Genomic DNA, 25,575 nt, shown 5'->3' on the forward strand with positions numbered 1-25,575 from the left:
TCAGACCTCCACCATCTCGACGGACTGCACGATGTGCTCGCGGGGGATCAGGCACGGCCAGATCGCGAAGAGTTCCTTCAGCGGAGGCCGGGTGCCGATCCCGCCGACGCCGGCGGGACCGTTGTTGTAGAGCGGCACGGACTCGGTGAAAACCTTGCGTGCCTCGGCCTGGTCGGGGCAGCGGGCCGCGTAGCGGACGACGACCTCCGGCAGGTCCGGATCGTCCGGCACGGACACCCGGTCGTTCCACATCGACGTCTGGCCGAGGTATTCGACGTGCGTGCCGGAGGCGGTGAACCCGGCCCGCGCGAGCCGCCTTTCGAGGAACTCGATCCCGCGCCGGGCTTTCGCCCGCGCGTGCGGCCAGGTGTAGGTGAACTGCACCTCGCCGACGAAACCGTTGCGGTAGCCCATGTTCACCTTGAGCGTGGCCGGCGCCCGCCGTCCGGTGGCACCGGTGATACGGACCTCATCAGGGCCGATCTCGGTGAGTTCGATGCCGGAGAAGTCCGCCGTCACGTCGGCGGTCAGGTAGTTCGCCGGGTCGAGGATCTCGTAGATCATCTGCTCGCTCAGCGACGCGATGTCGACGCGGCCGCCCGAGCCCGGGGTCTTCGTGATCACCGCGGTGCCGTCCTCGGCGACCTCCGCGATCGGATACCCGAGTTCCTCCAGGCCCCCGGTTTCCCACCAGCCACCGGCGAAAAGGCCGCCCGTGGCCTGGCCACCGCATTCGATCGCGTGCGCGACCGCGGTGGCCATCCCGAGCCGCTCCCAGTCGTCCGCGGCCCAGCCGAACTCGTGGCGCAGCGGGCCGAGGTACAGCGCGATGTCGGTGACCCGGCCGCACACCACGATGTCCGCGCCCGCGCCGAGCGCTTCGACGATCCCTTCGCAGCCCGTGTACACGGCCGCGTGCGTGAGCCGGTCACGCACCGCCGACAGCGGCTCTCCGGTGTCCATGTTGGCGAAGTCGACGCCTTGCTCCAGGAGCCCGTCGATCCGCGGGCTCAGGTCGTCGCCGAGTACGACGGCGATCTTGATCCCGGAGATCCCGAGCTCCTTGGCCAGGCCGGCGATCTTCGCGGCCGCGCCGCGCGGGTTCGCGCCGCCGGAGTTGGTGATGATCTTGATGCCCTTTTCCACGCACCCCGGCAGCGCGCCGCGCAGCAGATCGAGGATATCGGGAGTGTAGCCGCGCTCCGGGTCGCGGTCCTTTTGCTTGGACAGGATGGACATGGTCAGCTCGGCGAGGTGGTCGCAGCACAGGTAGTCGATCTCCCCGCGCTCCACCATCCGGATGGCCGGCTGGACGCTGTCGCCCCAGAAGGCCATGCCGGCGCCGAGCCGGACTGTCTTGCTCATGCGAAGCCCTTCTCGTCGATCCCGAGCAGGCGCGCGAGGTTGTCCCCCAGCACACCCGCCTCTTCCTCGGAGGTGAGGCCGAGGTTCCTGATGGCGGCGATCTCCGTGGCAGGGTCGGTCATCGGCCAGTCCGAGCCGTAGACGACCCGGTCGGCGCCGTGCCGCCGGATGATCGTCCGCAGCCGCTCGCCGGGGAGCGTGCCCACGCTCGGCGGCCAGGACGTTTCCAGGTGCACGTCCGCCCCGACCGACCATTCCTCGGCCGCGTCGAGGTCGTGGTAGCCACCGAAATGCGCGGCGATGAACCGCAGGCCGGGAATGCGCTCGACCAGCGACGGCAGGTGTTTCGAAGCTCCGCGCTCATTCTGCGTGTGATCACCTCCGCACCCGACGTGGGCGATCACCGGGAAGCCGTGCTCCGCGAGCGCGGTCAGGATCTCGCGCACCTTCGCGTCGGCGAACGACAGGTCCTGGAACAGCGGGTGCAGCTTCACACCGACGATTCCGTTGTCCCGCAACGAAGAGAGGTTCTCTTCGGTACTCAGCCCCGGATGGACGGTGCCGAACGGGATGAAGCGTGAGCGGTCCACCTTGCCCGCGAACTCGTTGGTGCGCCGCACGGTCCGGGCCACGTTCGCGACCGCGAGCGTCATCGCGAGGCCGATCCCGGCCGCGTCCATGGTCCGGCGCAAGCCGTCGAGGGTGCCGTCGTGCACCGGATCGAGCCCCACGGGCCGCCCGGCCAGGACCTTGCGCGCGATCTCGTCCGGCCAGACGTGGCAATGGGCGTCGATGATCACGAGCGGGCCCCCTTGATCAATTGCTTGGACAGCGCGTCGAGCAGGACCTCGGTAGCGCCCTCGTACACGCGCATCGGCCGCGCCGCGCGGTACATCCGCTCGACGCGGGTGCCGCGGACGAGACCGAAGCGCCCCATCACCTGCACCGCGCGATCGGTCACCCGCCCGGCGACCTCGGTCGCGCCGATCTTCGCCATCGACGACAGGTGCAGGCTGCCCGCGGGATCGGCCGCCGCCGCGCGGGCGACGCGGTAGGTGAACGTCCGTGCCATCTCGATCTCGGTCCAGGACATCGCGAGCAGCTGCGGCACCGGGCCGAGCCGCGCCAGCGGGACACCGAACTGCGCACGCCCAGTGGTATGAACCAAGGCGTCGTCGAGCGCGGCCTGTGCCGTGCCGACCGCGGCACCCGCGACCGAGACCCGGAAGGTCGCGAGCGTGGCGAGCACGAGCGCGAAACCTTTACCCGGCAACCCGAGCCGGTTCCCGGCGGGCACCCGGACGTCCTCGAACACGAGGTCGCCGAGCACGTGCGGGGCGATGATCTGGTGCGGCCGGGACCAGCTCACGCCGGCGGCGTCCGCGGGCACCAGCACGAGCGAGTACCCCGTGCGCCCATCGACTTCTTCCTTGCCCAGCACGCAGTAGTAGCTCGCGTCGCCGCCGTTCGTGATGAAACTCTTGCGCCCGGAAACGATCAGTTCCCCGCCCTCTGCGGTGATGGTGGTGCTCAGCGCTTTGAGGTCGGAACCGACGTCCGGCTCGGTCAGCGCGAGCGCGGCGATGGCGTCCATCCGCGCGACGCGAGGCAACCAGTGCCTGCGCAGCTCATCCGATCCGCCCTCGGAAATCGCGTAGCTGCCGATCCCCTGCATCGCGAACAACGAGTCCAGGTGCCCGGACTCGGCGGCGAGCTGCTCGCGGACGAGCGTGACGGCCAGCGAGTCCGGCCGGTGGAACTCGCCACCGTATTCGCGCGGCACCTGTACGGCGGCCAGGCCGCTTTCGCCCAGCAGCGCACGGACTTCCCGGTCGACCGAGTCGCTTTCGTCCGCACGGCAGGCCAACGGCGCGCAGGTCGCCGCGAGTTCGCGGGCACGCTCCCGCAGCGCGACATATTCCGGCGCCAGCTCGTGAAAAGTGGTGTCGGCCGGTGTGCTCATGCCGGCACCGCCGTCGGCGCCGTGACGAACGAAGGGCGGCGATGGCGGTCCATCCGTTTGAACCCGAGCGCGTCGTCGGCGATCAGGACGGCCTGGATGTTGGCCGAACCCTCGCCGGTCTGCCACAGCTTGGCGTAGTTCAGGTAGACCGAGATCGGCAGCTCGTCGCTGAACGCGTAGCCCCCGTGGATCTCGGCACAGGCTTGCGCGGCGCGGTTGCACACCTCCGCGGCGTAGTACTTCGCGATCGACGACTCGCGGGTGGGCACCGTGCCTTCGTCGTACTTCACCGCCGCGTCCCAGACGAGCTTGCGCGCGGCCGCCACTTCGCACGTCATGTCGGCGATCTGCTTCTTGACCATCTGGAAGTGGCCGATCGGCCGGCCGAACGCCTCCCGCTGGGTGGCGTAGTCGACGGCCGTGTCCAAACAGGACTGTGCGAGCCCCAGCGAGCGCGCCGCGACGGTGAGCCTGCCGAAGTCCATGGCGCTCATGGCGACCTTGAACCCGTCGCCCTCGGCGCCGAGCACCGCGGACGCGGGCACCCGCGCGCCGTCGAAGGTGATCATGTTCGTGGGCATGAGCTTGCCGAGCACCCGGCAGGGCACCCGGTCCACGACGACACCCGGGGTGTCCATCGGCAGCAGGAACGCGGTGACGCCCTTGTGCCCGGCAGCGGGGTCGGTCTTGGCGTAGACGACGGCGACGTCGGCGACGTTCGCGTTGGTGATCCACATCTTGGCACCGGTGACCACGTACTCGTCACCGTCGCGCACGGCGCGGGTCCGCATGGCGCCCAGCAGGTCGGATCCGCCGTCGGGTTCCGTCATCGCGTTGCAGCCCAGGACTTTCCCCGCCGTCAGCCCCGGGACGTAAGCGTCGATCTGTCCGACCGTGCCCCAGTTCGCGATCGTCAGGGGCACGGTCGCCGCCTGCAGGTTCATCGGCGCGCTGATCGGCGGGTAGGCATAGGCCAGCTGTTCGGAGACCACCGCGAGCGCCCGGTAACCGGCGTCGGGGTTGTCCGCGCTGCGGAAGCAGCAGGAGAACAGGCCGAGCTCGCCCATCCGCCGGTACAGTTCGCGCGGGAACTCGCCCGCGTCCTCCAGCTCGCGGAACCGCGGCCGCACCTCCTGCAAACCGAACTCGCGCACCATGCCCGCGAGCGCGTCGAGCGCCTCGTCGCCGTAGCTCGGGATGGGTCGGGCCATCTGGGTTCCTCCACGATGAGAACAGTCCGGCCGGACGCCAGACCTTCCTTAAACATGCGTATGTTTAGCTATTATTAGTAGTCGTCAGGTCAAGGGGGTGTCAACACCCAGGCCGGCTAGGCGGAAACGACTTCGGCGTCCTTGTCCTTCGCGCGGCGACGCCGGGGTCGAAGCGGGTCGTACTCGCGCAGCAGGAGCCCGGCGATCGCGGCGAGGAACGCCGAGCCGCTCATATACACCGCGACGCCGACCCAGCTGCCGGTCGCGTCCTGCAACGCGGTGGCGATCAGCGGAGCGATCGACGCGCCGATGACGGTGCCGAGCGTGAACCCGAGCGCCATGCCGCTGTAGCGGACGCGCGCGGGGAACGCGAGCGCGAAAAACGTCGGCGTCACCGCGATGTTCGCGCAGTAGGCCACGAACAGGATCACGAAACCCAGCAGCATCAAGCCGTAGTCGCCGGTGTTGAGCAGCGTGAACCACAGGAACGAAGTCGCCATCAGCGCCACCGAGGACCCCACGAAGATCAGCCTCCGGGAGGCCATGCCCCAGCGATCCGACAGCCAGCCGATCAACGGCACCAGCGTGATCATCAGGCCCGTCATCCACAGGACCAGCGACAGCATCGTGCCGTTGGACTTGTGCAGCGCCTTCGCGCCGTAGGACAGGGAATAGACGATCGCGATGTAGTAGCTGACCCCGGACGCCATGAGCCCGAACGCCAGCAGCGCGACCTGCTTCCCGTTGTCACGCAGCACTTCGACCAGCGGCAGCCGGCGCACCTCGCCGACCTGCTTGACCTCCTGGAACTCGGGACTCTCCGCCAGCCTGAGCCGGATGAAGAGCCCTACCACGACCAGCACGGCGCTCAGCACGAACGGCACCCGCCAGCCCCAGCTCTGAAATGCCGCGGGCGAGAGCCGCGCTACCAGCAGGTAGACCAGGTTGGCCAGCAGCAGCCCCCACCCGGCACCGGAGTTGACGAACGCCCCGAACATCCCGCGCCGGCTGTCGCGCGCGCTCTCGACGCTCATCAGCATCGCGCCGGATTGCTCGCCACCGAGGGAGAAACCCTGTACCAGCCGCAGAAAAACGAGCAGGATCGGAGCCAAGACGCCGATCTGCCCGTATGTGGGCAGCAGCCCGATCGCGACGGTCGCGATCCCCATCAGCATCAGCGTGACGAACAGCGTCCCCTTGCGTCCCACCCGGTCCCCGAAGTGGCCGAAGACCGCGGCACCGATGGGCCGCGCCACGAACGCGATCGCGAACGTGGACAGCGACAGCAGCGTCCCCACGACGTCGCTCACCGCCGGGAAGAACAGGTGCGAGAACACGAGTGAGGCCGCGACACCGTAGATCGAGAAGTCGTAGAACTCGACCGCGGTGCCGATCATGCTCGCCGTGACGGTGCGGACCTCTTGGCCGCGCGAGGGGGCGTTCATCCGCAGACTCCCTTCGCGGCCACGCGCACCCGGGCAGCGCGCCGGGAGGAACGCGGGCGGGACATGTGGGATCGACTGAGCTTCATTGGTCATCCATCCTTACCATGCGTATATTTCGGTTGTTATTGTGAGGCGCTGCCCCCCGGCTTTGTCAACGGTTGCGCCGGGATCGATGCCCGGCCGATTCACTCCACGACGAGATCCCGCTCCAAGCGGGCGAAGCGCGCGCCGGCCTCGGTCTCCGACCCGGGGTTGGTCAGCACGAGGAACCGCCCGGCGTCGACCCCGGCGAGAGCGCGGGCCGCCGCCGTGTCCGCGTCGATCGTCGTGATCGTGTTCTCGAACGAGGGCGACGGAGAACGCGGCTCCCCGGCCGCGTCCGGCCGGTTCCGCGCGGCATCCCGGATCCGGGTGGCCACCGGCCCCGGGCACAGCACGCTCACGCCGACCGGATGGCCCGCGGCGCCGAGATCCTCCCGCAGCGTCTCGCAGAGGCCCAGCACAGCGTGCTTGCTCGCCGCGTATGGCCCGTTTCCCCCACCGTGCACCGGATTCAGAGCCGCTGTCGAAGCCGTCACGAGTACGTGACCACTGCCCTGCTTCATGAGCCCCGGGATGAACGCCGTGAGCCCGTTGACCACCCCGCCGAGGTTGACCGACAGCACCCACCGCCAGTCCTCGGGACGCTGCTCCCAGACCGGCAGACGGGGCCCGACGACCCCGGCGTTGAGGCACGCGAGGCCGACCCGCCCGAACTCCGCACGCACCGCCGTGGCGAAGGCCGCGACGGCATCACCGTCCGCCACGTCGATCGCGCATTCCAGCACACGCGACCCGTTGCCGCGTAAGGATTCGGCAACTTCCGCGAGCGGTCCCGCTTCCACGTCCGCGAGCGCCAGCGCCATCCCTCGCGCGGCACAGGCACGAGCGAGCGCCGCGCCGATCCCGCTGGCGGCTCCGGTGACAACGGCGACCGGCCCCGCGCTCACCGCGGCACCCGCCCGCGGTCCGGGCCCGGATCGACCGGCTGGCTGGTGATCTTCCGGAGCATCGCGCTGCCGCCGTAGGGCGGTTCGCCACCGCGGAGCCGCATCCGCGGGAACCGGCGGACGAGGGTGTCGAACACGACCTCGCCTTCCAGCCTGGCCAGCGCGGCGCCCAGGCAGTAGTGCGATCCGAACGCGAGGGCGAGGTGCTCGTTCCTAGTGGGGCGCAGCAGATCCAGCCGGGCAGGATCGGGGAACACCGAGGGGTCACGGTTGGCCGCCCCGATCACCGCCAGTACCGTGTCCCCGGCCCGCACCGGCAGGCCGTCGAGCTCGAAGTCCGCCTGGGCGACCCGCGGCAGGAACTGCAGCGGCGAGTCGTAGCGGAGCAGTTCGTCGACCGCGCCCCGGACCTGACCGGGATCCGCGACCAGCAGGTCCCACTGATCGCGGTGGTCCTGCAGCGCGCGGAACCCGTTGCCGAGCAGGTTCGTGGTCGTTTCACTGCCGCCGAAGAGGATCAGCAGGTACATCGCCTGCAGCTCCGTCTCGGTCATCGCCTCCTCGTCCCGGCGGCCCAGCAGTGTCCGGGCCAGATCCGGCCCGTCCCCAGTGCGGCGCAGCCGCGCCACCATGTCGGCGAGGTACCCGCGGAAGGCGGTGATCGCCGCCTCCGCGGCGTCCAGGCTCTGTTCGGAAATCGTGAAGTGGGCGGCGATCGCTTCGGCCCACTCCCAGATCATGTCCCGGTCGGCCTGGGGAACGCCGAGCAGGTCGACGATCACCCGGACCGGCAGCCGGTCGGCAAGGTGCCGCTTGAAATCCGGCGCCGGATCCGCCGCGAGCTCCTCGCACAGTTCGTCCACATGCGACTGAACGGCGTCGCGGAGCAGGCCGATCCGGCGGCCAGTGAACGCGCGGGAAGCGATCCGCCGCAGGCGCAGGTGCGAAGCGCCATCGTGACGGCTCATGAAGTTGCTCTCGAACTCCATGATCTCGTGGAAGATCCGGTGCTGGCGCGCTGGCAGCCGCGACACCGTCCCGTCCGCCAGCGAACCGCGGGCGTGCCCGTCGTTGCCGACCGGCAGCTCCCCCGACATCAGCGCCTTGACGTCGGCGTACCGGGTGACGACGACAGCCGGTCCCGCTGCCCAGCGCAGCGCGCCGTGACCCCGCCAGCGGTCGAACATCGGGTAGGGCCAGCGGATCGCGTCGGTGTCCGCGCGGAAGAACGCGGTGATCTCGTCGTCTCGGACCCCGGGGGCCGTCGTGGTGGTAGTCATCGTGCTCCTCGTCGAGCCGGTTCCAGGGATCAGTCCTTGAGCAGGGGAACCACCTCGGAACCGAAACGGTCCAGCTGCCGCATCGCCTCGGCGTGCGGGAGACCGGGCCAGTGCGGTTTGTAGACGAAGTGGGTCATCCCGATTTCGGCACCGAGCTTGTGCAGTTCGGCGGCGCACTCCTCGGGACTGCCGAGGATGAAGCGCTGGTCGATGTCCTCGCGCAGCTCTTCGCCGGACTTCCCCACCGGCGTGTTCTGCCCGTTGAGGCCCCATTTGCGGTAGGTCTCGTAGCGCGCCCGGTACCGCACGAGCGCCGCTTCGATCGCGTCCTCGCGCGAGTCCGCGATCAGCAGCTCCCGCCGCACGGGGAACTCCTTCGCCGGACGGCTGCCCGCCTCGGCACGGGTGTCGGTGAAAAGCCGGTGCAGGGCGTAAAGCTCGTCGTGGGTCGGGAACGGCGGGCTGTACCAGGCGTCGCCCAGCCGGGCCGCGCGCTTCACCGCGCCGGCGGCCTGGCCGCCGATCCAGACCGGGGGCCCGCCCGCCTGAAGCGGGCGCACCGCGGGCCGCGCGTCGGTCACCCCGGTGAAACGGCCGTGGAAGGTCACTTTCTCACCACTCCACAGCTGCCGGATCAGCTCGAGCGACTCCTCGAACCGGGGCACCCGCTCGCCCTTGGCCACGCCGAACGCGTCGAACTCGTGCGGGCTGTAGCCGAGGCCGACGCCGAACCGCGCACGGCCTCCGGTGAGGACGTCCAAAGTGGACAACTGCTCGGCGGTGTCGACCGGGTTGACCATCGACAGCAGGATGATGCCGGTGGCGACGTCCATCGAGGGCGCGTGCCGCGACATGTACGTCAGCCACGGGACGGGCTGGAAGTAGCGGAGCTCCGCGCCGAGGAAATGCTGGCCGGCGACCATGAGCGAGAAGCCGGCCTGTTCGGCGGTGGCGACCAGTTCGGCGTGTTCGTCGCGCTGGCGTCGCGCGGGCGTCGAACCATCGTAGATCGACGTCAGCAGGATCCCGAACTTCATGCCAAGACCTCCGCGGGGTCGAGTTCACCCGCGGCGAGCGGGTGGTGCAGATGGGCACCGAAGTAGTCGGTGCAGAACGGGTCGGAGCTCGACGACCACCGGAGCACGGACACCTTGGCGCCGAGGACTCGTTCGTCCCAGTGCACGCCCTTGACCTTGTCCTCCGAGACGCCGTACGCCCCGGCCACTCCCGCCGGTGTCAGGAGGCGGCTGGCCCGGGCGAGTTCGTAGTCCTCGCGGGTGTCGAAGAACAGGTCGATCGTCACGCAGAACGGTCCCGCGTTCTTGCTGCGGATCACCGCCGCGATCTCAGACAGCCGCATCGGCCTTCTCCTTCCGGGCACCCGTCCCGGTCGCGCGCCCGGGGAACCGCTCGACTGCGAACGGGAAGGGCGCCACCGGATCGGTGAGCGGGAGCAGGTGGTAGATACCGAAGCGGTAGACCTCCGACACCGGGATCACCACCGGCATGAACGGGGCGGCCGCGTTGCCCGCCGTCGTCTTGCGGCCCGGGTAGGGCCCGATGAACAAGCGGATGAACGCGAAGTAGGCGACCTGCTCGGCGAGCGCGCGGTCGTCGGCGACGACGTCGACGATCACCGAGGCCTCGTGCCCGGTCACCCGGTCATGGGGTTCCAGCGCTCCCAGTACCCCGTCGAGGCCGAAGATCCGGATCCCGAGTTCCACCTTGCCCTCGGCGAACGCGGTCGCGAAGCGGGCGGCGCCGCGGACCTGTCCCTCCGCGGAGTCGGCCCACTCGCGTATCCGGGCGAGCAATGCGGGTTCCCGGACGCCGAGCACCGACACCGCGCGGAACCCTGTCCGCGTGGCCCCTTCCATCAGGACCGTATAGGGTTTTTCGATCCAGGCCGCGCCTTCGCACCACACGCCGAGTTCGGTGGGGCGGTAGGTCGCTTCCCGCAAATCCAGTACCCCGCCCGGGTTTTCCTCGAGCGAGGGGTGCGACCGCTCGTAGAAGGTATGCGAGACCAGGGATCGCACGCTGACGACATGGTCCGGGCTGGGTGAACGCACCTCGAACCCGTCCGGGCCGAGTTCGGCCCACAGGCACTGCCCGGAATCCCCCGGCTCCGCGGCGAGACCACCGCATTCGAGCAGTTTCCCGGCGTGCGCGGCGATCGCCTTGGGCAGGCCGCGCAGCATCGGCAGCGCCATGAACAACCCGATGTCCAGCGCGCGGCCCGTGAGCACGCCGTCGACCCCGTCCGCCAGCGCCGCCATGACGGGCTCCGGCCCGATGAGCGCGACCACCCGCTCGGCCGCGTCCACATCGGCCGTGCCGAGTTCGGCCGGCAGCTGAGGGTCCTCCCCCGCAGCCACGACCGCAGGCCCGTCCTCGACCGCGCGCTTGAGCAGGTCTTTGTCCACTTCGGACCGGACGACGCCGACACGGAGGTCCCAGCCACGGCGTTCGCACAGCGCATCGAACTGCGCGAGGTCGCGTTCGAGATGCACGTCCGAACCGGCGATGCCGAAGGAAAAGACGAACGGGACGCCGTGACGCACGGCGGCCGCCACGTACGGTTCGACGTTCGCCGCCACATCCGCGGCGGGCATTTCACCGGAGCCGAGCCAATACGGGCCCCAGTCGCTGCCCGTTCCCTGCGCGACGATCACGTCGACGCCCCATTCGAAGGCACGGTCGATGCTCGCCGCGATCTCGGGCCCCGGGGCGATGTGGTTGACGAACCCTAGGATCCGGACCTTACCCGGGGTCGTTCGGGCGCTGGTCATCGCGCCACTCCTTCCTGCCCCGCGGCGAGTTCTCGCCGCAGGGACCGCTTGAGGACCTTGCCGGTCGCGTTGCGCGGCAGGTCCTGGGTGAGCACCACCCGGCGCGGGCGCTTGTAGCCCGCGATCCGGCCGGCGGTGAAATCGGCGACTTCCGTTTCGGTCAGGCCGCTCCCTGGCCGGGGCACGACCACGGCGGTGACGAGCTCGCCCCATCGCTCGTCCGGGATGCCGACTACGGCGGCGTCGGCGATGCCGGGGTGTTCACGGAGCACCCGCTCCAGCTCGGCGGGATACACGTTCTCCCCGCCGGTCACGATCATGTCCTTGATTCGGTCGGTGAGGAACAGATGCCCCTGTGGCCCGAGGCGCCCGCCGTCGCCGGTCCGCAGCCAGCCGTCCGGGGTGAGCAGGGCCGCGGTTTCGTCCGGCCTGCCCGCGTAGCCCGGGGTGTTCTGTGGCGAACGAGTCCACACCTCGCCCGTCTCGCCAGGGGCGACCGGCGCCCCGGACTCCGGGTCGCGGATCTCCACCTCGACCCAGGGATAGGGCTTTCCGACCGAAAGGGACTCCGGCGCGGACACCGAATCGGCGTCGACGTCGAGCTGGGTGATGCCGCCGGTGGTTTCAGTGAGACCGTAAAGCTGGTGCAGGCGGCAGCCGAGACGCCCGGCCGCGCGACGCTGTTCGGCCGGTGTGATCGGCGCCGCGCCGTACACGATGTCGCGCAGCTCCGGCAAAGTCTCGCCCGCCTCCAGCGACTCACACAGCCGCTGCAGCAGGGTCGGCACCAGGAAAGCGTGCGAGATGCCCTCGTCGCGGAAGGCGCGGACGAGCACGTCCGCCCTCACCGACTCCGCGACCACGGTCGTCGCACCGGCGTGCAGGCCGACCAGCGCCCAGCTCAGCGCACCTATGTGGAACAGCGGAGTTGCCAGCAGGCTCACGGAGGAAGCGGTGAAGTCCCAGACTCGCGCGACGTGAGCGACCTTGGCACCGATGTTGGCCGCGGTGAGCTGAACCCCTTTGGGAACCCCGCCGGTGCCCGACGTGTAGACCTGCGCGACCACACCGCCGGGCGCCGGGCGCGGCGTAGCGGCGGGCGTTTCGGCGTCCCGCCACGAGCGGTAGCCCGCGTCGAGGCACAGCCGCAGCCGCACGCCGCCGAGATCGCGCGGCACTCCCCCGATTCCTTCCTGAGCAATGAGCGCGGCAGGCCCGGCGTCGTGCACCACGGCCGCGAGTTCCGCGGGAGCCAGCCGCCAGTTGACGGGCACGACCACCGCCCCCGCGTAAGTACACCCCAGTAGCAGCTCGATCAGCTCGATCCCGTTGCGCTGCACCACAACCACACGGTCGCCAGGTTGGATGCCCGCCCTCGCCAGCCCGCCCGCGACCCGCCGGGCGGACAGCTCCAGCTGACCCGCCGTGAGTGCGAGACCGCCGTGCCGGAGAACAACGCGGTCGGCCTGACCGGGCCCGATTGCCAGCCACAGCCCGGAGTCGCCGGTGTGGAGGAGCCCGGCGACGGCTCCGGCCGCCTCGTTCTTCATCGAACCTCCCGGGCGTCACGAACCGCATTTAACTATGCGTATGTTTAGCGTGTTATCGATCCCGGTGTCAAGGGCCGCGTGGCGAGGTCCGCACGAGACGAAGCCCCGGCACGCGGTGCGCGCCGGGGCTTCGGCGGGAACCAGGGCGTCAGGCGAGTGCGCGCAGGCGCGGCATGACGTCTTCGGCGAACTGGCCGAGGAAGCGGTTCTGGTCGTGGCCCGGGCCGTGGAACACCAGGTGGTTGAAGCCCGCGTCGAGGTAGGGCTTGATGCCGGCGACGGCCTCGTCCGGGGTGGACGCCACGATCCAGCGGCGGGCGATCTGCTCGAGCGGCAGTTCGTCGGCGAGCTTTTCCATCTCCTCCGCCGAGTTGACGGTGTGCTTCTGTTCGGCGCTCAGCGACAGCGGCGCCCAGAAGCGGGTGTTTTCCAGCGCCTGCTGGGGATCCCGGTCGTAGGACAGCTTGATCTCGATCATCCGGTCGATGCCGGCGGCGTCGCGCGCGGCCTTCTCCGCGCCCTCGGCGACCGCCGGTATCAGCTTTTCGGTGTAGAGCTCCATGCCCTTGCCCGAGGTGCAGATGAACCCGTCGGCCGCGCGGCCCGCGTACCGCGCCACGACGGGGCCGCCCGCCGCGACATACACCGGCACCGGCTGCTCGGGCCGGTCGTAGATCTTCGCGTGCACCAGTTTGTAGTACTCGCCGTCGAACGAGACGTCGTCCTTGGTCCACAGCTCCCGCATCAGCGCGATGGCCTCACGCAGCCGCGCGAAGCGTTCCTTGAACTCGGGCCATTCGTCGCCCGACACGGCGAACTCGTTGAGCGCCTCGCCCGTGCCGACGCCGAGCAGCACCCGCCCGTTCGACAGCAGCGACATCGTCGCGAACGCCTGCGCGATCACCGCCGGGTTGTACCGGAAAGTGGGCGTGAGCACGCTGGTGCCGATCTGGACCCGCTTCGTGCGCTCCGCCACCGCCGACATCCAGGACAGCGCGAACGGCGCGTGCCCGCCTTCGTGGCGCCACGGCAGGAAGTGGTCGGACACCATCACCGTGTCGAGTCCGGCCTCCTCCGCCCGCACCGCGAACTCGACCAGGTCACGCGGCCCGAACTGCTCCGCGGACGCCTTGTAGCCAACCTTGAGCTCCACTGTCGCTCTTCCGCCTTTCGTCAGGAACACCTGTCACCATGGTGCGCTGTCCGGTCTAACGGGGCCACGTCGAGGCCTGCTCACGCAGGATCGAGGTCAGCTCGCCCCGCCGCCGGGAAATCACCGGATGAGACCCGATGATCCCGACGGCCGCCACCGCCTTGCCACTCTCCCGCACGGCGATGGACACCCCGTCACCGTCCACCGACGCGTGGGGTGCCGCGCAGACGCCGCTCTCGCGGATCTCCGGGAGCGCGGCCAGGAACGGTTCGATCAGCTCCTGGTCGGCATCGGGCAAGCCACGCAGATAGGCCCACAGATCGCGTTTCTCCATGTCCGCCAGCAGGATCCAGCCACCCGAGGTGCGGATGAGCGAGCGGCGGACGTGGTTTTCGGCGAGATAGGCGAACTTCGGGTCCGACGAACAGTAATCCACGTAGAACAGGGCCGGCCCCACCACGATGGACAGCACGGTCGTGAGCCCGGAGCGCTCGTGAATGCGCTCCAGATCAGCGTGCGTCACCGCCGGAACCGGCGCTCGCCCCGCCAGCCGGTTGAGCAGATAGGGCGCGCTGCCCAGGAAGTAGCGGCGCCCGCGTTCCTCCACGTAGCCGGTGGCGACCAGGCCGTTGACCAGCCCCTGCGTGGAACTCACCGGCGCGCCGAGGCATTCCGCCAGCTCACTGAGCGTCAGCCCGCTTCGCGAGCGCGCGACCAGTTCGAGGATCGCCGCGATGCGGTCCACTGTCCGATGCCTTGCCCGGCCGCGGGGTTCGTCGTCCACTTTGCCCATCTTACCGATATACGTAACTCTGTCCACTATTGCGTAACCGGGGGCGAGGCTGCGATAGTGCTCGGAGACTCCCCCGCGGAAAGGACGGCGTCATGACCCGGCTCGTACCGGCGGTCCCCGAGGACTCCCCCGCGCTTGACCGGCTCCGGGCCGAGGTGCGCGAGTTCCTTGCCGGGCAAGGACTCCCGGCGCGCGTGGACTCCTGGCTGACGGGCTGGGACGAAGAGTTCACCCGCGCGCTGGCGGCGAAGGGCTGGCTCGGCATGACCGTGCCTGCCGAGTACGGCGGGCACGGGCTCAGCCACCTCGAACGGTTCGTGGTGACCGAGGAACTGCTCGCCGCCGGAGCACCGGTGGCCGCGCACTGGATCGCCGACCGGCAGATCGTGCCATCACTGCTCAAATACGGGACCGAGGACCAGAAACGCCGCTACCTGCCGTCGATCGCCCGCGGCGAATGCTTCTTCGCGATCGGCATGAGCGAACCCGACTCCGGCTCCGACCTCGCCAGCGTCCGCACCAAAGCGGTCCGGGCCGACGGCGGCTGGCGGGTCACCGGCACCAAGGTGTGGACCTCCGGGGCCCATCTCGCCGACGCGTTCATCTGCCTGGCCCGCAACAGTCCGCTGGACCGCGAGCACCGGCACGACGGGCTCAGCCAGTTCCTGGTCGACCTGCGCTCGCCCGGGGTGGACATCCGCCCGATCATCTCGATGACCGGGGCGCACCATTTCAACGAGGTCATCCTCGACGACGTCTTCGTCCCCGACGAGCAGGTGTTCGGCACCGTCGGCGAAGGCTGGAAGCAGGTGACCTCGGAGCTGTCGTTCGAACGCAGCGGCCCGGAGCGCTTCCTGTCCACGTTTCCGCTGCTGGCCGAAACGGCGGAGCTGATGCGCGAGGGCACGCTCCCGCGCGACACAGGGTTGGGCCGGAACCTCGCCCGCGTGGCCGGTCTGCACGAGATGTCCCTCGCCGTCGCCGGAGCCCTGCAGCGGCGGGAACCGGCCGACACCGCCGCGGCCGTGGTCAAGGTACTGGGCACCACCACCGAAGGCGACATCGCCGAATTCGCCGGTGCGCTCACCGATTCGGCCGCGCCGGCGGAGTACCGGAAGCTGGTGGACGAAGCCGCGTTGCAGCGTCCCGGGTTCACGCTGCGCGGCGGCACCAACGAAGTACTGCGCGGGGTCATCGCGCGCGGATTGGGGATGCGCTGATGTCCACTGTGGACAGCACATTGACCGGGATGATGTCGGACGTGTTCGAGCACCATCGCGAGAAAACCGGGGCGCTGTGCGACGACACGTTGTGGGGCCAGCTCGGCGAACTCGGCCTCACCCGGCTCACCGGCGCCGAAGACCGCGGCGGTAGCGGCGCGAGCTGGCTCGAAGCCGCCGAGCTCCTGCGCGCGGCCGCATACCACGGTGTCCGCGCTCCCCTGGCCGAACACGACCTGCTCGCCTGCTGGCTGCTGGACGCCGCCGGGCTCGAAACCGGGGATGCCCGCCGCACCGTGTGCGTGCTCGAAAACGGGACTGCCACCGAGGTTCCGTGGGCTTCGTGGGCCGAGCGCGTGGTCGTCGTCTGGGCCGAGAACGGGACGTGGCGGATCGCCGACACCGACAACGTCACCATCACCCCGGGCACCGGCATCGCCGGCGAACCGCGCGACATTGTGTCCGCGACCGGTCTGCCGGGCACCGAGATCCCGGAAACCCTGGTGCGCCACCTTTTCCGGCGCGGCGCGCTCGCCCGGGGGTTGCAGGTCTGCGCCGCGCTCGACCGTATTCTGGAACTGTCCGTCACGCACGCGAGCGAGCGGACGCAGTTCGGCCGCCCGCTGGCGAAACTCCAGGCGGTGCAACACCTCGTGGCCGACATCGCCGCCGAAGCCGCCCTCGCCCGCGCGGCCACGGAAGCCGCGCTCCGCGAAGCAGTGAACAACGGATGGGGCGCCCTGTCCCTGGATTACCGGATCGCCGTCGCCCGCTCCTGCGCCGGACACGCCGCGGCGACGGTCGTGCGCAACGCCCACCAGGTGCACGGCGCGATCGGCACCACCCGCGAACACCGGCTGCACGAGTTCACCACCGCCGCACTCGCCTGGCGCTCGGAATTCGGCTCGGTACAGCACTGGGACTCCCTGCTCACCGACCTCGCCACGGCCGCCGGACGCGACCACCTGTGGCAGCTCGTCTCTACCGGAAGGGCCTCCGCATGAGCGCCCTCACCTACACCGTCGAGGACGGGATCGGCACGATCCTGCTCAACCGCCCGGACCGCAAGAACGCCTTCACCCTCGCCATGCTCGACGAGTGGGCCGCGGCCCTGCGCTCCGCCCGCACGGATCCGGAAGTGCGCGTCGTGCTCGTCACCGGTGCGGGCGGCGCCTTCTGCTCCGGCGTGGACCTGGACGACTTCGGCGAGATCACCTCGACGCTCGGGCGCCGGCAGGTACTCACCCAGCGCGTGCACCGCGTCGCGGCCGCCGCGCTGGAACTGGAGAAACCCCTGATCGCGGCCGTCGACGGGGTGGCCGTCGGCGCGGGCATGGACATGGCGCTCGCCTGCGACATCCGGCTGGCTTCGGATCGCGCCCGGTTCTCCGAGGCCTACGTCCGCGTCGGCCTGATCCCCGGCGACGGCGGCGCGCATCTGCTGCCGCGTATCGTCGGGCAGGCCCGCGCGCTGGAACTGTTGTGGACAGGCCGTTTCGTCGACGCCCGGGAAGCTCTCGGCCTCGGCCTCGTGCTGTCCGTGCACACCGCGGAGGAGCTGGCCGCCGAAGCCGCGCGCCTGTGCCGCCGCCTCGCCGACGGGCCGCCGCTCGCCATCCAGGCCATCAAACGCCTGGTACGCCAAGGCGAACACACGGACTTCCGCACGTCGCTCTCGATGGTCGCCGCGGAACAGGCGGTGATCCAGTCCACAAAGGACTCCGCCGAAGCACTCACAGCCTTCCGGGAGAAGCGCGCCCCGGTCTTCACCGGCGAATAGCCTGGTCTGCTTGCCCGGTAGTAGCGTTGGGTCCCGAGCGAGGGGAGCTGACGGAGTGGCGCGTCTTCAGGTCGGCTGCGCGATGTGGACCCACAAGGCGTGGTCCGGGCGGTTCGTGCCGCAGTCCTTGCCGGCGGACAAGCGCCTGCGGGCCTACGCGGGCTGGTGCAATGCGGTCGAGGGCAACACCACCTTCTACGCGACCCCCGCCCGGAAAACCGTCCTGGCCTGGGCCGACCAGACCGGCCCCGGCTTCCGGTTCGTGGTCAAGCTGCCCAAGGTCGTCACCCACGAGCGTCGCTTCGTCGCCGTCGAGCGTGAGATGCGGGCGTTCCTGGACGCGATCGAACCGCTCGGTGAGCGGGCGGTCCTGTGGACCCAGTTGCCCGGCTCCTTCGGCCCTTCGGACGTCGATGCCCTCGCCCGCTTCCTGCGCCGGCTCCCGGCCGACCGGCAGCGCGCCGTGGAGGTGCGCCATCCTGCGTTCTTCACCGATGCCGGGGCGACGTCGGTCCTGGAGGGGGCACTCGCCGGCGCGAACTCCGAGTGGGTTCCGTTCGACACCACCGTTTTCTTCCAGCGCCCGCCCGCGAGCGAGGCCGAACAGGAAGCCTGGGCCAAGAAACCGAGGCTGCCACGGCGAACGCGGGCGTTGACCGGCCACCCGATCGTCCGCTATCTGGGCCGCGATTCGAACGAGGAAACCGTCACCGGTTGGCAGCCGTGGGCCACGGTGGCCGCCGACTGGCTAGGCGAGGGCCGCTCGCCGACGGTCTTCGTCCACACCCCCGACAACGCCGACGCGCCCGCACTAGCCCGCCACTTCCACGACGACGTACGAGCACTGGTGCCCGGCCTCGACCCCCTCCCCGAGCCGGAGCCGGTCGAGCCCGCCACACTTTTCTGAGGCGCCTGGCAAGTCGTCGCGGCCGGCGCGGTGTCGAAGGATTCCGTGGTACTCGGGCACACCTGGCGCTACGTGAACGTCAAAGGCGGGCCGATCGGCGCTTCAAATACCACCGGCAGCTCCCGATCCTGCGGTACGGGCGGCTGACATTGACCGCCGCGCACGGGTACCACGCGATCTTCGACTTTCGACTCCGCGAGCCAGTTCGGCATGGGAGGGATCTCTCCGTGTGATGGTCGCCTCGCCACTTCCCTCGAACCCTCCCGCCCAGAACCATGTCCGGGTCGGCAGTCCTCCCCCGTCGGTGGTCAAACTCGAGCAGGCTCCCGCCGGCGTCTCGGAACCCTCCCGGCCCCTGGCCTCGCTCCCCCGGCGCCGCCTGTCGGCACAGGGCCGGGTCACGGTCGTGGGCGAGTCGCATGCTCCGAAGCACGCACGTACCAACCCGCGCTCCTTGCGCTGCGCGAGTTAGGTTACGTCGGAACCTGCCCGGCGCGGATCACTACGGGATCTACTCGCACCTAGCGGATCCCGCCGCCTTGGTGCTGGAGAACCGGCGAGCTGCCCGCGGCGATGAGTTCCCGCTACCGGCCCCTGGTCGTGGGCGCGGAGCAAAGCGGCAGCCGGCCGTTGTGCGAGGCGGAACTGACCCACGGCGAGCGCGGATACCGGATCGACCTCCGCCTCCCGGACATGCCCCCAACCGCCCCAACCTCAGCTCAGCTCGAACCCGTGGTAGCCGGCGACAGCCACGCCGTCCGCTATTTGTTTGTACGTGCCGACACCGCCGACGAACGGGAGGAAGACGCGACGTTTGCCGGGGATGTTCGCGCCCATGTACCAGGAAGCCGCGCGGGGCATGACGGTCAGGTCGGCGATGTCGTTGGTGGCGTTGACCCAGTTCTCCTCCGCCGCGGGGTCGGGTTCCATGCGCCGCAACCCTTTCGACCGCAGGTGGGCGAGCGCGCGGGTGACCCAGTCGACGTGGTACTCGATCGAGGTCACCATATTCGACAGCACAGACGGACTCTGTGGCCCGGTAATGAAGAACAGATTCGGGAACCCCGCCGACATCAGACCGAGGTACGTCTGCGGGCCGGCTTCCCATTTCTCCCGCAGGGTCCGGCGGCCGTTGCGGATGGCGATCGCGTTCAGGGCACCGGTCATCGCGTCGAAGCCGGTCGCCAGGATGATCACCTCGGCCTCATGCTCGGTTTCGCCCGCCAGGATGCCGCGCGGGGTAATCCGGCGGATCGGGTCAGTTTCGATGTCCACAAGGGACACATGGTCCTCGTTGTAGACCTCGAAATACCCGGTGTCCACGCACATCCGCTTCGCGCCGATCGGGTAGGTCCGCGGGGTCAGCCGTTCGGCGAGCTCCGGGTCCGCCACCTTCAGCCGGATCTGCTCGCGCACGTGCTCCGCCGCCGCCTCGTTGGCGTCCACATCGGTCAGGATGTCGCGGAATGCCTGCGTGTAGCACAATCCGCCGTCGAGCCAGCGCCGTTCGAACTCCGCACGGACACGTGAGGGCTCGGTGTCGGCATAAAAGGCCGTGCTCTCTTCGCCGCAATGGAAGCCCGCACGAGTCAGGCGGCTTTCCTCGCGGAAATCAGGATAACGCGGGCGGAGCGCGGCGAGCCGGTCGGCGATGGGTTTGTTGTGGGCTGGCACGGCGTAGGTCGGCGTGCGCTGGAAAACGGTGAGCCGCGAGACGATCGGCGCGATGGCGGTGATCGTCTGCAGCCCCGACGAGCCGGTGCCGATCACCGCGACGCGCTTGCCCGCCAGGTCGACGCCCTCGTGCGGCCAGCTCGACGTCCAGTACACCTCGCCCGCGAACTCCGCCATCCCGTCGAACTCCGGCCGCGACGGCATCGACAGGCACCCGGTCGCGGCGATGACGTACCGGGCCGTCCGGGACGCGCCGTCGTCGGTGGTCACCGTCCACTGTGTACCGTCCCAGTCCAGCTGCTCCACGCGGGTACGGAAGCTGATGTCCCGGCGCAGGTCGTAGCGATCGGCGACATGCCTCAGGTACGCCAGGATCTCCGGCTGGGCCGCGTACCGCTCACTCCAGTCCCATTCCTGCTCCAGCGCCGGATCGAACGAATACGAGTACTCGAGCGACTCGATGTCACAGCGCGCGCCCGGGTAGCGGTTCCAGTACCACGTGCCGCCGACCTCGTCGCCCGCTTCGACGACCCACGTGTCGAAACCCTGGTCCCGCAGGCACTTCAGCTGATACAGGCCGGAGAACCCGGCGCCGATGACGATCACGTCGTGGTCGGGCATCGTTCACCCCTCCTTGCCGTACCCGGCGACGAACCGGCCGATGTGGCCGGCGACGAGCCGGACGCCCTCGCTCGCGCCGGGGAGGATGTTCACCATCTGGAAATACGCGTGCATCTGCCCTTCGGCCCGCTCCAGCGCGACCGGAACCCCCGCTGCTTCAAGGGCTTTCGCGTAAGCGACCCCCTCGTCGTGCAGCGGGTCGTACTCGGCGACGTACACCAGCGCGGGTGGCAGACCCGTATGGTCGGCCGCGCGCAACGGCGAGGCGTCCGGATGCGCGCGCGCCTGCGTGTCCGGGAGGTAGTGGTTCCAGAACCAGAGCATCGTCTCCCTGCCGAGGAGCAACTGGTTCTCCGGCGCGACATACGAACGACGCTCGGTGTCGCAGTCGGTGACGGGATACACCAGCGCCTGAAAGTCGATCTTCGGGCCTCCGCGGTCCCGCGCCCACAACGTCATCACCGCGGCGATATTGCCGCCGGCGCTGTCCCCGGCGACGATCAGCGGCGTGCCGGCGGGCGCGACATTCCCGGCCGCCCAGGTCAGCCCGGTCCAGCTGTCCTCGACGGCGGCCGGGAACGGATACTCCGGCGCCTTGCGGTAGTTCACGAGCACGACGGCCGACCGCGTGAGGTTCGCCAGCAGCCGCCCCAGGTGGTCGTACTGCAGGTCGATGTCCCCGAGAACCCAGCCCCCACCATGGAAGTACACGATCGTCGCCCGGGGTTCGCCCTCCGGGCGCAGCACCCGCACCCGGAACCGCCCGCCCTTGCCGTCGAGCTTCAGGTCCTCGACCGACGCGACCTCGGGCCCCGGCCCGCTCATCCCCGCGAAGATCGGCCCGCTCAGCCGCGCGACCGCGGGCGTCGACTCGTGGATCGGCGGGTCGCCCGGCTCGGCCAGCTGCGCCAGGAAGGCCTGGGAAACCGCTTCCAGTGGCATCGCGCGACCTCCCCGCTCAGTAGTCCGCCTCGGAGTACACGACGACGCCGCGCAGATTCCTGCCGTCGGCCATGTCCTGGTAGCCCTGGTTGAGGTCTTCGAGCCGGTACGTCGTGGTGACCAGCTCGTCCAGCTTCAGCAGGCCCGAGCGGTAGAGGTCGAGCAGCTTCGGAATCTGGGTGCGCGGCCCCACCCCGCCGAAAACCGCGCCCTGGACCCGTTTTTGCAGCAGCGTCAGCTCGAACAGGTTGAGGTCCACGGTCAGATCGCGGAAGTCGCCCATGCCCGTGACCACCACCTGGCCGCCCTTCGCGGTCAGGCTCAGCGCCTGCTGGATGTGCTCGCCCTTGATCTCGCCGACGGTGATGATCACGGTGTTCGCGAGCTTGCCCCAGGTGAGCTCCGGCAGCTCGGCCGCGGCCTCTTCCACCGAGGAGTACGCGTGCGTGGCGCCGAGCGCGAGTGCCTTCTTGCGCTTGAACTCCACGGGATCGATGGCGACGACGAACCGGGCGCCCGCGAACGCAGCGCCCTGGACGGCGTTGATCCCGACCCCGCCGACGCCCATCACCACGACGGTGTCCCCCGGCCGCGTCCCGCCGATCTCGGTCGCGGAGCCCCAGCCGGTCGACACCCCGCAGCCGAGCAGGGCGGCCTTGTCCAGCGGCACGTCCCGCTCGATCTTGACCACCGACGCCTGGTTCACCGTGACGTAGGGCGAAAAAGTGCCGAGCAGGCACATCTGGATGACCGGCCTGCCGTCCTGGGTGACGCGGAAGCTCTTGTCCGCGATCGCCTGCCCGGTCAGCAGACCCGCGCCCTCGTCACAGAGGTTCTGCAGCCCCGACGCGCACGCCGGGCAGGTGCCGCAGGCGGGGATGAAGGCCAGCACCACGTGGTCGCCTTCCTCGATGCCGCGCACGCCGGGCCCGACCTTCGTGACCACGCCCGCGCCTTCGTGCCCTCCGACCACCGGCAGGAACGGCAGCGGGCTCGCGCCGGACTGGATGTGCGCGTCCGAATGGCAGAGTCCGGACGCGGCCAGCCGGACCTGGACCTCCCCGGCCACCGGGTCGCCGAGCTCGACCTCGGAGATCCGCCACGGCGCGCCGATCTCCTCGAGAATCGCTGCCTTCACCTTCATGCCGCCTCCTGCACTTCGCTGGACAGGTAAGGGATCTCGTCCAACGTAAGAGCACCGGGCAAGGCGCACCTAGCGCAATCGCGGCCACAACCCGGCCGTTCCGGCCAGTCGCGCCGCCCGCTCCCCCCGTCCGGAAATCACCGCGACCTGCCAGGATCGGTGATGATTGACGCCTTCGCGCGGGTCGGCGAAACTGGCCAGATGGATCCCGGCGCCGGCGTCTTGGACAGCTCGCCGGCGACGGGCAGGTCGAACCGGGTGATCGCCGCCATCACCGATTCCTGGGACCATCCGCGCACGATGGTGGGTGTCTCGATCATCGTCGATTGGGCCGCGCGACACGGAGCCGACGCCGCGGCGCTGCTTCGCGGCTCCCACATCGACCCGGGCACCCTGGCCGACCCGCACGCGCTCATCGAGGCGCAGCAGGAGATCGCGGTGATCCGCAACCTGGTCACCACGTTCGGCGACCGGCCGGGGCTCGGCGTCGAACTCGGACGGCTCTACCACCTCACCGCGTACGGCTACTTCGGTTATCTCCTGGCATCCTGCGCGTCGGTGCGGGAGGTCACCGAGAAAGGGCTGCAGTACGCGCTGCTGACCTTCGCCTTCTCGACGATGGCCGCTCATGTCGGCGACCACGGGCACTATGTCCTGGCGATGGAGGCCGACGACATCCCCGCCGACGTGCGGCGGTTCGTCATCGAGCGCGACGTCGCGGCCACCGTGCAGATCCAGCGCGAGATCTTCCCGCACCCGCACCGGGTTCCGCTGCGCGAGGTGCGGCTCACCTTCGGCATCGACGAGGCCCGGCGCCCGCCGGTGTACTGGAACTACTTCCGGGTTCCGGTGTCCGCGTCCCGGCCACGCACCGAGATCGTCTTCGACGAGGCCTATCTCGACCAGATCCCGCCGATGGCGAATCCGCACACCGCGCAGCTGATGGCCGCCCAGTGCGAACGGATCCGCGCCGAACGCCTGCACCGCACCGGCGTCGCGGCCAGGGTCCGCGCGTTTCTGCTCGACCAGAGCTCGCTGGATCTCACGCTCGAGGAGATCGCCGAGCGCCTGCACTACGCGCCGCGCACGCTGCGGCGGCATCTCGAACACGAGGGCACGACGTTCCGCGCGGTCCTCGCCGAGGTGCGGCGGAGCGTCGCGGAGAACCTGCTCCGCGACCCGGCCGTGCCGAAGTACGAGATCGCGCGGCGTTTGGGGTACCAGGAGTGGTCGAGTCTCGCCCGGGCGCGGCGTCGTTGGCAGGCCGGGTCCCCGGCGGCCGGCCGCTGACGGGCGATCAGACCACTGTGGACAGTCCGCTCGCCGAAGTGTCCACTCAGGACGGTGCGTCCACCCGTCGGCGAGCCAGCCCCGGAATTGGTCATAAAAAGGACTAATACGACAACACGTCCGCCCATTGGGGTGGCCACACTCCGTGCTGCAGTATTCCCGACGCATAACAGTGCGCGACCAGCCCGGCCCGGCTCTTGCGGCCGGCCTTCCGTAACATGCTGCGCACGTGACTCTCCACGGTACGGACGCTGATCCCGAGCTGGCCCGCGATCTCGGTATTGGCACAATCCATCGCCACCAGAATGAGGACGTCCACTTCGCGCCGGGTGAAACCGGCGAAGGGATGGTGGCGGTGCCTGGGAATTACGTGACTGTGGCTGCGAGTCGAGGTCATCTTGGCTTACTCACCGTACACATCCGGCCCCCCGTGGATCAGCCTGACTGGTACGTACAGAGTAAACGCGCGGCGTAGCGCGATACCTGACGTACACCCGGGAAAAATCCGTGCCACCCCGGATGTCTCATCTCCTCGTCGTGGGCAGACTGAGGGGATCACGAGCGACGGTAGAGCGAATGGGAAACCCGCTGGGACAACGACGATCCAGGCCCTTCGCCACTGTGTGCGAATCCGAAGGCAGTCCGGCTCGGTCAGCGAAATATGGGGTGTCCGTTCATGAGGGTATTCATGCTAGGCGCATTTCAGGTCGAGATCGACGACAAGTCCTGCTTCACCCCGGATCCGCCGAAGGAAAGGACGGTACTGGCACTGCTGGCGCTTCTGGTCAACCGGATCGCGAGCGTCGACACGATCATCAGCGAAATCTGGGGGAACGAGCCGCCGAAGACCTCGGTGGCCACCGCCCGGACCTACATCTACCACCTGCGGAAGATCTTCGTGAAACGACTCGGGGCGCCGGGCGCGGAGCTGCTGGTGACCCGGATTCCCGGTTACCTGCTGCGCCTGCCCGCGGAGGCGATCGACGCCAACGTTTTCTGCGATCTGGTCACCAAGGGGCGGCAGCTGCTCGACGCCGGCCGTCCCGAGGACGCGGCCGTCACGCTGCGGGAAGCCCTGGGCATGTGGCAGGGCCCGGCGCTGGGCAACGTCCCGCTCGGGCTGACGCTGAGCGCGTACGCCACCTTCCTCGAAGAGGAGCGAAGACGAGCCAGGGAACTCCGGATCACCGCCGACATGCGGCTGGGCCGGCACCGGGAGCTCATCTCCGAGATCCGCTCGCTCGTGGCCGGGGATCCGCTCAACGAGTGGCTCAGCGCCCAGCTCATGATCGCGCTCAGCCGGTGCGGCCGGCGGGGCGAGGCTCTCGGGGTCTACGCCGATCTCCGGAATGGCATGGAAACGCAACTCGGCCTTGACCCGTCACAGGCCTTGCAGCGGCTGCATTACCAGGTACTGGTCGCCGATCAGCAGACGCTGGTTTTCCAGTAGGGCCCA

23 protein-coding genes are annotated in these 25,575 nt (G+C 69.5%); 6 read left to right on the forward strand and 17 right to left on the reverse strand.

Annotation, left to right across the window (positions count from 1 at the left end; genetic code table 11):
• The 13 genes from FPZ12_RS02635 to FPZ12_RS02695 all read right to left on the reverse strand — a co-directional run bounded on the left by FPZ12_RS02635 (position 1) and on the right by FPZ12_RS02695 (position 14,532).
• The gene (locus tag FPZ12_RS02635) at positions 1 to 1,365 is read right to left on the reverse strand and encodes an acyclic terpene utilization AtuA family protein (RefSeq protein WP_144745821.1); all 1,365 of its coding nucleotides are present in this window, start codon (positions 1,363 to 1,365) and stop codon (positions 1 to 3) included.
• Positions 1,362 to 2,165, reverse strand: coding sequence for an amidohydrolase family protein (locus FPZ12_RS02640; RefSeq protein ID WP_144745819.1), 804 nt, complete (start codon positions 2,163 to 2,165; stop codon positions 1,362 to 1,364). The genes FPZ12_RS02635 and FPZ12_RS02640 overlap by 4 nt, the downstream gene beginning before the upstream one ends.
• Complete coding sequence (locus FPZ12_RS02645) at positions 2,162 to 3,328, reverse strand: acyl-CoA dehydrogenase family protein (protein ID WP_144745818.1); 1,167 nt, start codon at positions 3,326 to 3,328, stop codon at positions 2,162 to 2,164. Before FPZ12_RS02645 ends, FPZ12_RS02640 begins: the two co-directional genes overlap by 4 nt.
• Entirely contained in the window at positions 3,325 to 4,539 is a 1,215-nt protein-coding gene (locus FPZ12_RS02650; protein ID WP_144745816.1) for an acyl-CoA dehydrogenase family protein, read from the reverse strand. The genes FPZ12_RS02645 and FPZ12_RS02650 overlap by 4 nt, the downstream gene beginning before the upstream one ends.
• Before the next feature lie 116 nt (positions 4,540 to 4,655).
• A complete protein-coding gene (locus tag FPZ12_RS02655; RefSeq protein ID WP_144745815.1) occupies positions 4,656 to 5,984 on the reverse strand; it encodes an MFS transporter in 1,329 nt (442 codons plus the stop codon).
• A gap of 185 nt (positions 5,985 to 6,169) precedes the next feature.
• Positions 6,170 to 6,973, reverse strand: coding sequence for an SDR family NAD(P)-dependent oxidoreductase (locus tag FPZ12_RS02660; protein ID WP_144745813.1), 804 nt, complete (start codon positions 6,971 to 6,973; stop codon positions 6,170 to 6,172).
• Complete coding sequence (locus FPZ12_RS02665; protein ID WP_144745811.1) at positions 6,970 to 8,253, reverse strand: cytochrome P450; 1,284 nt, start codon at positions 8,251 to 8,253, stop codon at positions 6,970 to 6,972. The genes FPZ12_RS02660 and FPZ12_RS02665 overlap by 4 nt, the downstream gene beginning before the upstream one ends.
• Before the next feature lie 29 nt (positions 8,254 to 8,282).
• The gene (locus FPZ12_RS02670) at positions 8,283 to 9,290 is read right to left on the reverse strand and encodes an LLM class flavin-dependent oxidoreductase (RefSeq protein WP_144745809.1); all 1,008 of its coding nucleotides are present in this window, start codon (positions 9,288 to 9,290) and stop codon (positions 8,283 to 8,285) included.
• Positions 9,287 to 9,613: a DUF4387 family protein gene (locus FPZ12_RS02675; protein WP_144745807.1), complete on the reverse strand. Its 327-nt coding sequence runs from the start codon at positions 9,611 to 9,613 to the stop codon at positions 9,287 to 9,289. The genes FPZ12_RS02670 and FPZ12_RS02675 overlap by 4 nt, the downstream gene beginning before the upstream one ends.
• Positions 9,600 to 11,045 carry an acyclic terpene utilization AtuA family protein gene (locus FPZ12_RS02680; protein ID WP_144745805.1) on the reverse strand — a complete coding sequence of 482 codons (1,446 nt, stop codon included), beginning with the start codon at positions 11,043 to 11,045 and terminating at the stop codon, positions 9,600 to 9,602. The genes FPZ12_RS02675 and FPZ12_RS02680 overlap by 14 nt, the downstream gene beginning before the upstream one ends.
• A complete protein-coding gene (locus tag FPZ12_RS02685; RefSeq protein ID WP_144745804.1) occupies positions 11,042 to 12,595 on the reverse strand; it encodes a class I adenylate-forming enzyme family protein in 1,554 nt (517 codons plus the stop codon). Before FPZ12_RS02685 ends, FPZ12_RS02680 begins: the two co-directional genes overlap by 4 nt.
• A gap of 148 nt (positions 12,596 to 12,743) precedes the next feature.
• Positions 12,744 to 13,748, reverse strand: a complete 1,005-nt coding sequence (fgd, locus tag FPZ12_RS02690; RefSeq protein WP_144745802.1) for a glucose-6-phosphate dehydrogenase (coenzyme-F420) — start codon at positions 13,746 to 13,748, stop codon at positions 12,744 to 12,746.
• A 55-nt stretch (positions 13,749 to 13,803) separates the two neighbouring features.
• Positions 13,804 to 14,532 carry an IclR family transcriptional regulator gene (locus FPZ12_RS02695; RefSeq protein WP_243769642.1) on the reverse strand — a complete coding sequence of 243 codons (729 nt, stop codon included), beginning with the start codon at positions 14,530 to 14,532 and terminating at the stop codon, positions 13,804 to 13,806.
• Between the two features lie 101 nt (positions 14,533 to 14,633).
• Between FPZ12_RS02695 and FPZ12_RS02700 the strand changes: the two genes are divergently transcribed.
• From FPZ12_RS02700 to FPZ12_RS02715, 4 genes are all read left to right on the forward strand, one after another.
• Positions 14,634 to 15,761 carry an acyl-CoA dehydrogenase family protein gene (locus tag FPZ12_RS02700; RefSeq protein WP_144745798.1) on the forward strand — a complete coding sequence of 376 codons (1,128 nt, stop codon included), beginning with the start codon at positions 14,634 to 14,636 and terminating at the stop codon, positions 15,759 to 15,761.
• Positions 15,761 to 16,765, forward strand: coding sequence for an acyl-CoA dehydrogenase family protein (locus FPZ12_RS02705; RefSeq protein ID WP_144745797.1), 1,005 nt, complete (start codon positions 15,761 to 15,763; stop codon positions 16,763 to 16,765). Before FPZ12_RS02700 ends, FPZ12_RS02705 begins: the two co-directional genes overlap by 1 nt.
• Positions 16,762 to 17,541 carry an enoyl-CoA hydratase/isomerase family protein gene (locus tag FPZ12_RS02710; protein WP_144745795.1) on the forward strand — a complete coding sequence of 260 codons (780 nt, stop codon included), beginning with the start codon at positions 16,762 to 16,764 and terminating at the stop codon, positions 17,539 to 17,541. Before FPZ12_RS02705 ends, FPZ12_RS02710 begins: the two co-directional genes overlap by 4 nt.
• Before the next feature lie 82 nt (positions 17,542 to 17,623).
• Positions 17,624 to 18,448: a DUF72 domain-containing protein gene (locus tag FPZ12_RS02715; protein WP_144745973.1), complete on the forward strand. Its 825-nt coding sequence runs from the start codon at positions 17,624 to 17,626 to the stop codon at positions 18,446 to 18,448.
• 714 nt (positions 18,449 to 19,162) lie between these two features.
• Here FPZ12_RS02715 and FPZ12_RS02720 read toward each other — a convergent pair.
• The 3 genes from FPZ12_RS02720 to FPZ12_RS02730 are packed head-to-tail and all read right to left on the reverse strand — an operon-like array spanning position 19,163 to position 22,829.
• Positions 19,163 to 20,743: a flavin-containing monooxygenase gene (locus tag FPZ12_RS02720; protein ID WP_144748115.1), complete on the reverse strand. Its 1,581-nt coding sequence runs from the start codon at positions 20,741 to 20,743 to the stop codon at positions 19,163 to 19,165.
• A gap of 3 nt (positions 20,744 to 20,746) precedes the next feature.
• A complete protein-coding gene (locus FPZ12_RS02725; RefSeq protein ID WP_144748116.1) occupies positions 20,747 to 21,685 on the reverse strand; it encodes an alpha/beta hydrolase in 939 nt (312 codons plus the stop codon).
• Positions 21,686 to 21,701: 16 nt separating this feature from the next.
• Complete coding sequence (locus FPZ12_RS02730) at positions 21,702 to 22,829, reverse strand: NDMA-dependent alcohol dehydrogenase (RefSeq protein WP_144748117.1); 1,128 nt, start codon at positions 22,827 to 22,829, stop codon at positions 21,702 to 21,704.
• Positions 22,830 to 22,991: 162 nt separating this feature from the next.
• On the opposite strand from FPZ12_RS02730, the gene FPZ12_RS02735 reads away from it, so the two are divergent.
• Positions 22,992 to 24,119, forward strand: a complete 1,128-nt coding sequence (locus FPZ12_RS02735) for an AraC family transcriptional regulator (protein ID WP_208025708.1) — start codon at positions 22,992 to 22,994, stop codon at positions 24,117 to 24,119.
• Positions 24,120 to 24,222: 103 nt separating this feature from the next.
• On the opposite strand, the gene FPZ12_RS02740 is transcribed toward FPZ12_RS02735, so the two are convergent.
• Entirely contained in the window at positions 24,223 to 24,516 is a 294-nt protein-coding gene (locus FPZ12_RS02740; protein ID WP_144748119.1) for a helix-turn-helix domain-containing protein, read from the reverse strand.
• Between the two features lie 291 nt (positions 24,517 to 24,807).
• On the opposite strand from FPZ12_RS02740, the gene FPZ12_RS02745 reads away from it, so the two are divergent.
• The gene (locus tag FPZ12_RS02745) at positions 24,808 to 25,569 is read left to right on the forward strand and encodes an AfsR/SARP family transcriptional regulator (protein ID WP_166462540.1); all 762 of its coding nucleotides are present in this window, start codon (positions 24,808 to 24,810) and stop codon (positions 25,567 to 25,569) included.
• Positions 25,570 to 25,575: the final 6 nt, after the last annotated feature.

Origin of the sequence: Amycolatopsis acidicola (assembly GCF_007713735.2) — a bacterium.
In the GTDB taxonomy this organism is placed as follows: Bacteria; Actinomycetota; Actinomycetes; order Mycobacteriales; family Pseudonocardiaceae; genus Amycolatopsis_E; species Amycolatopsis_E acidicola.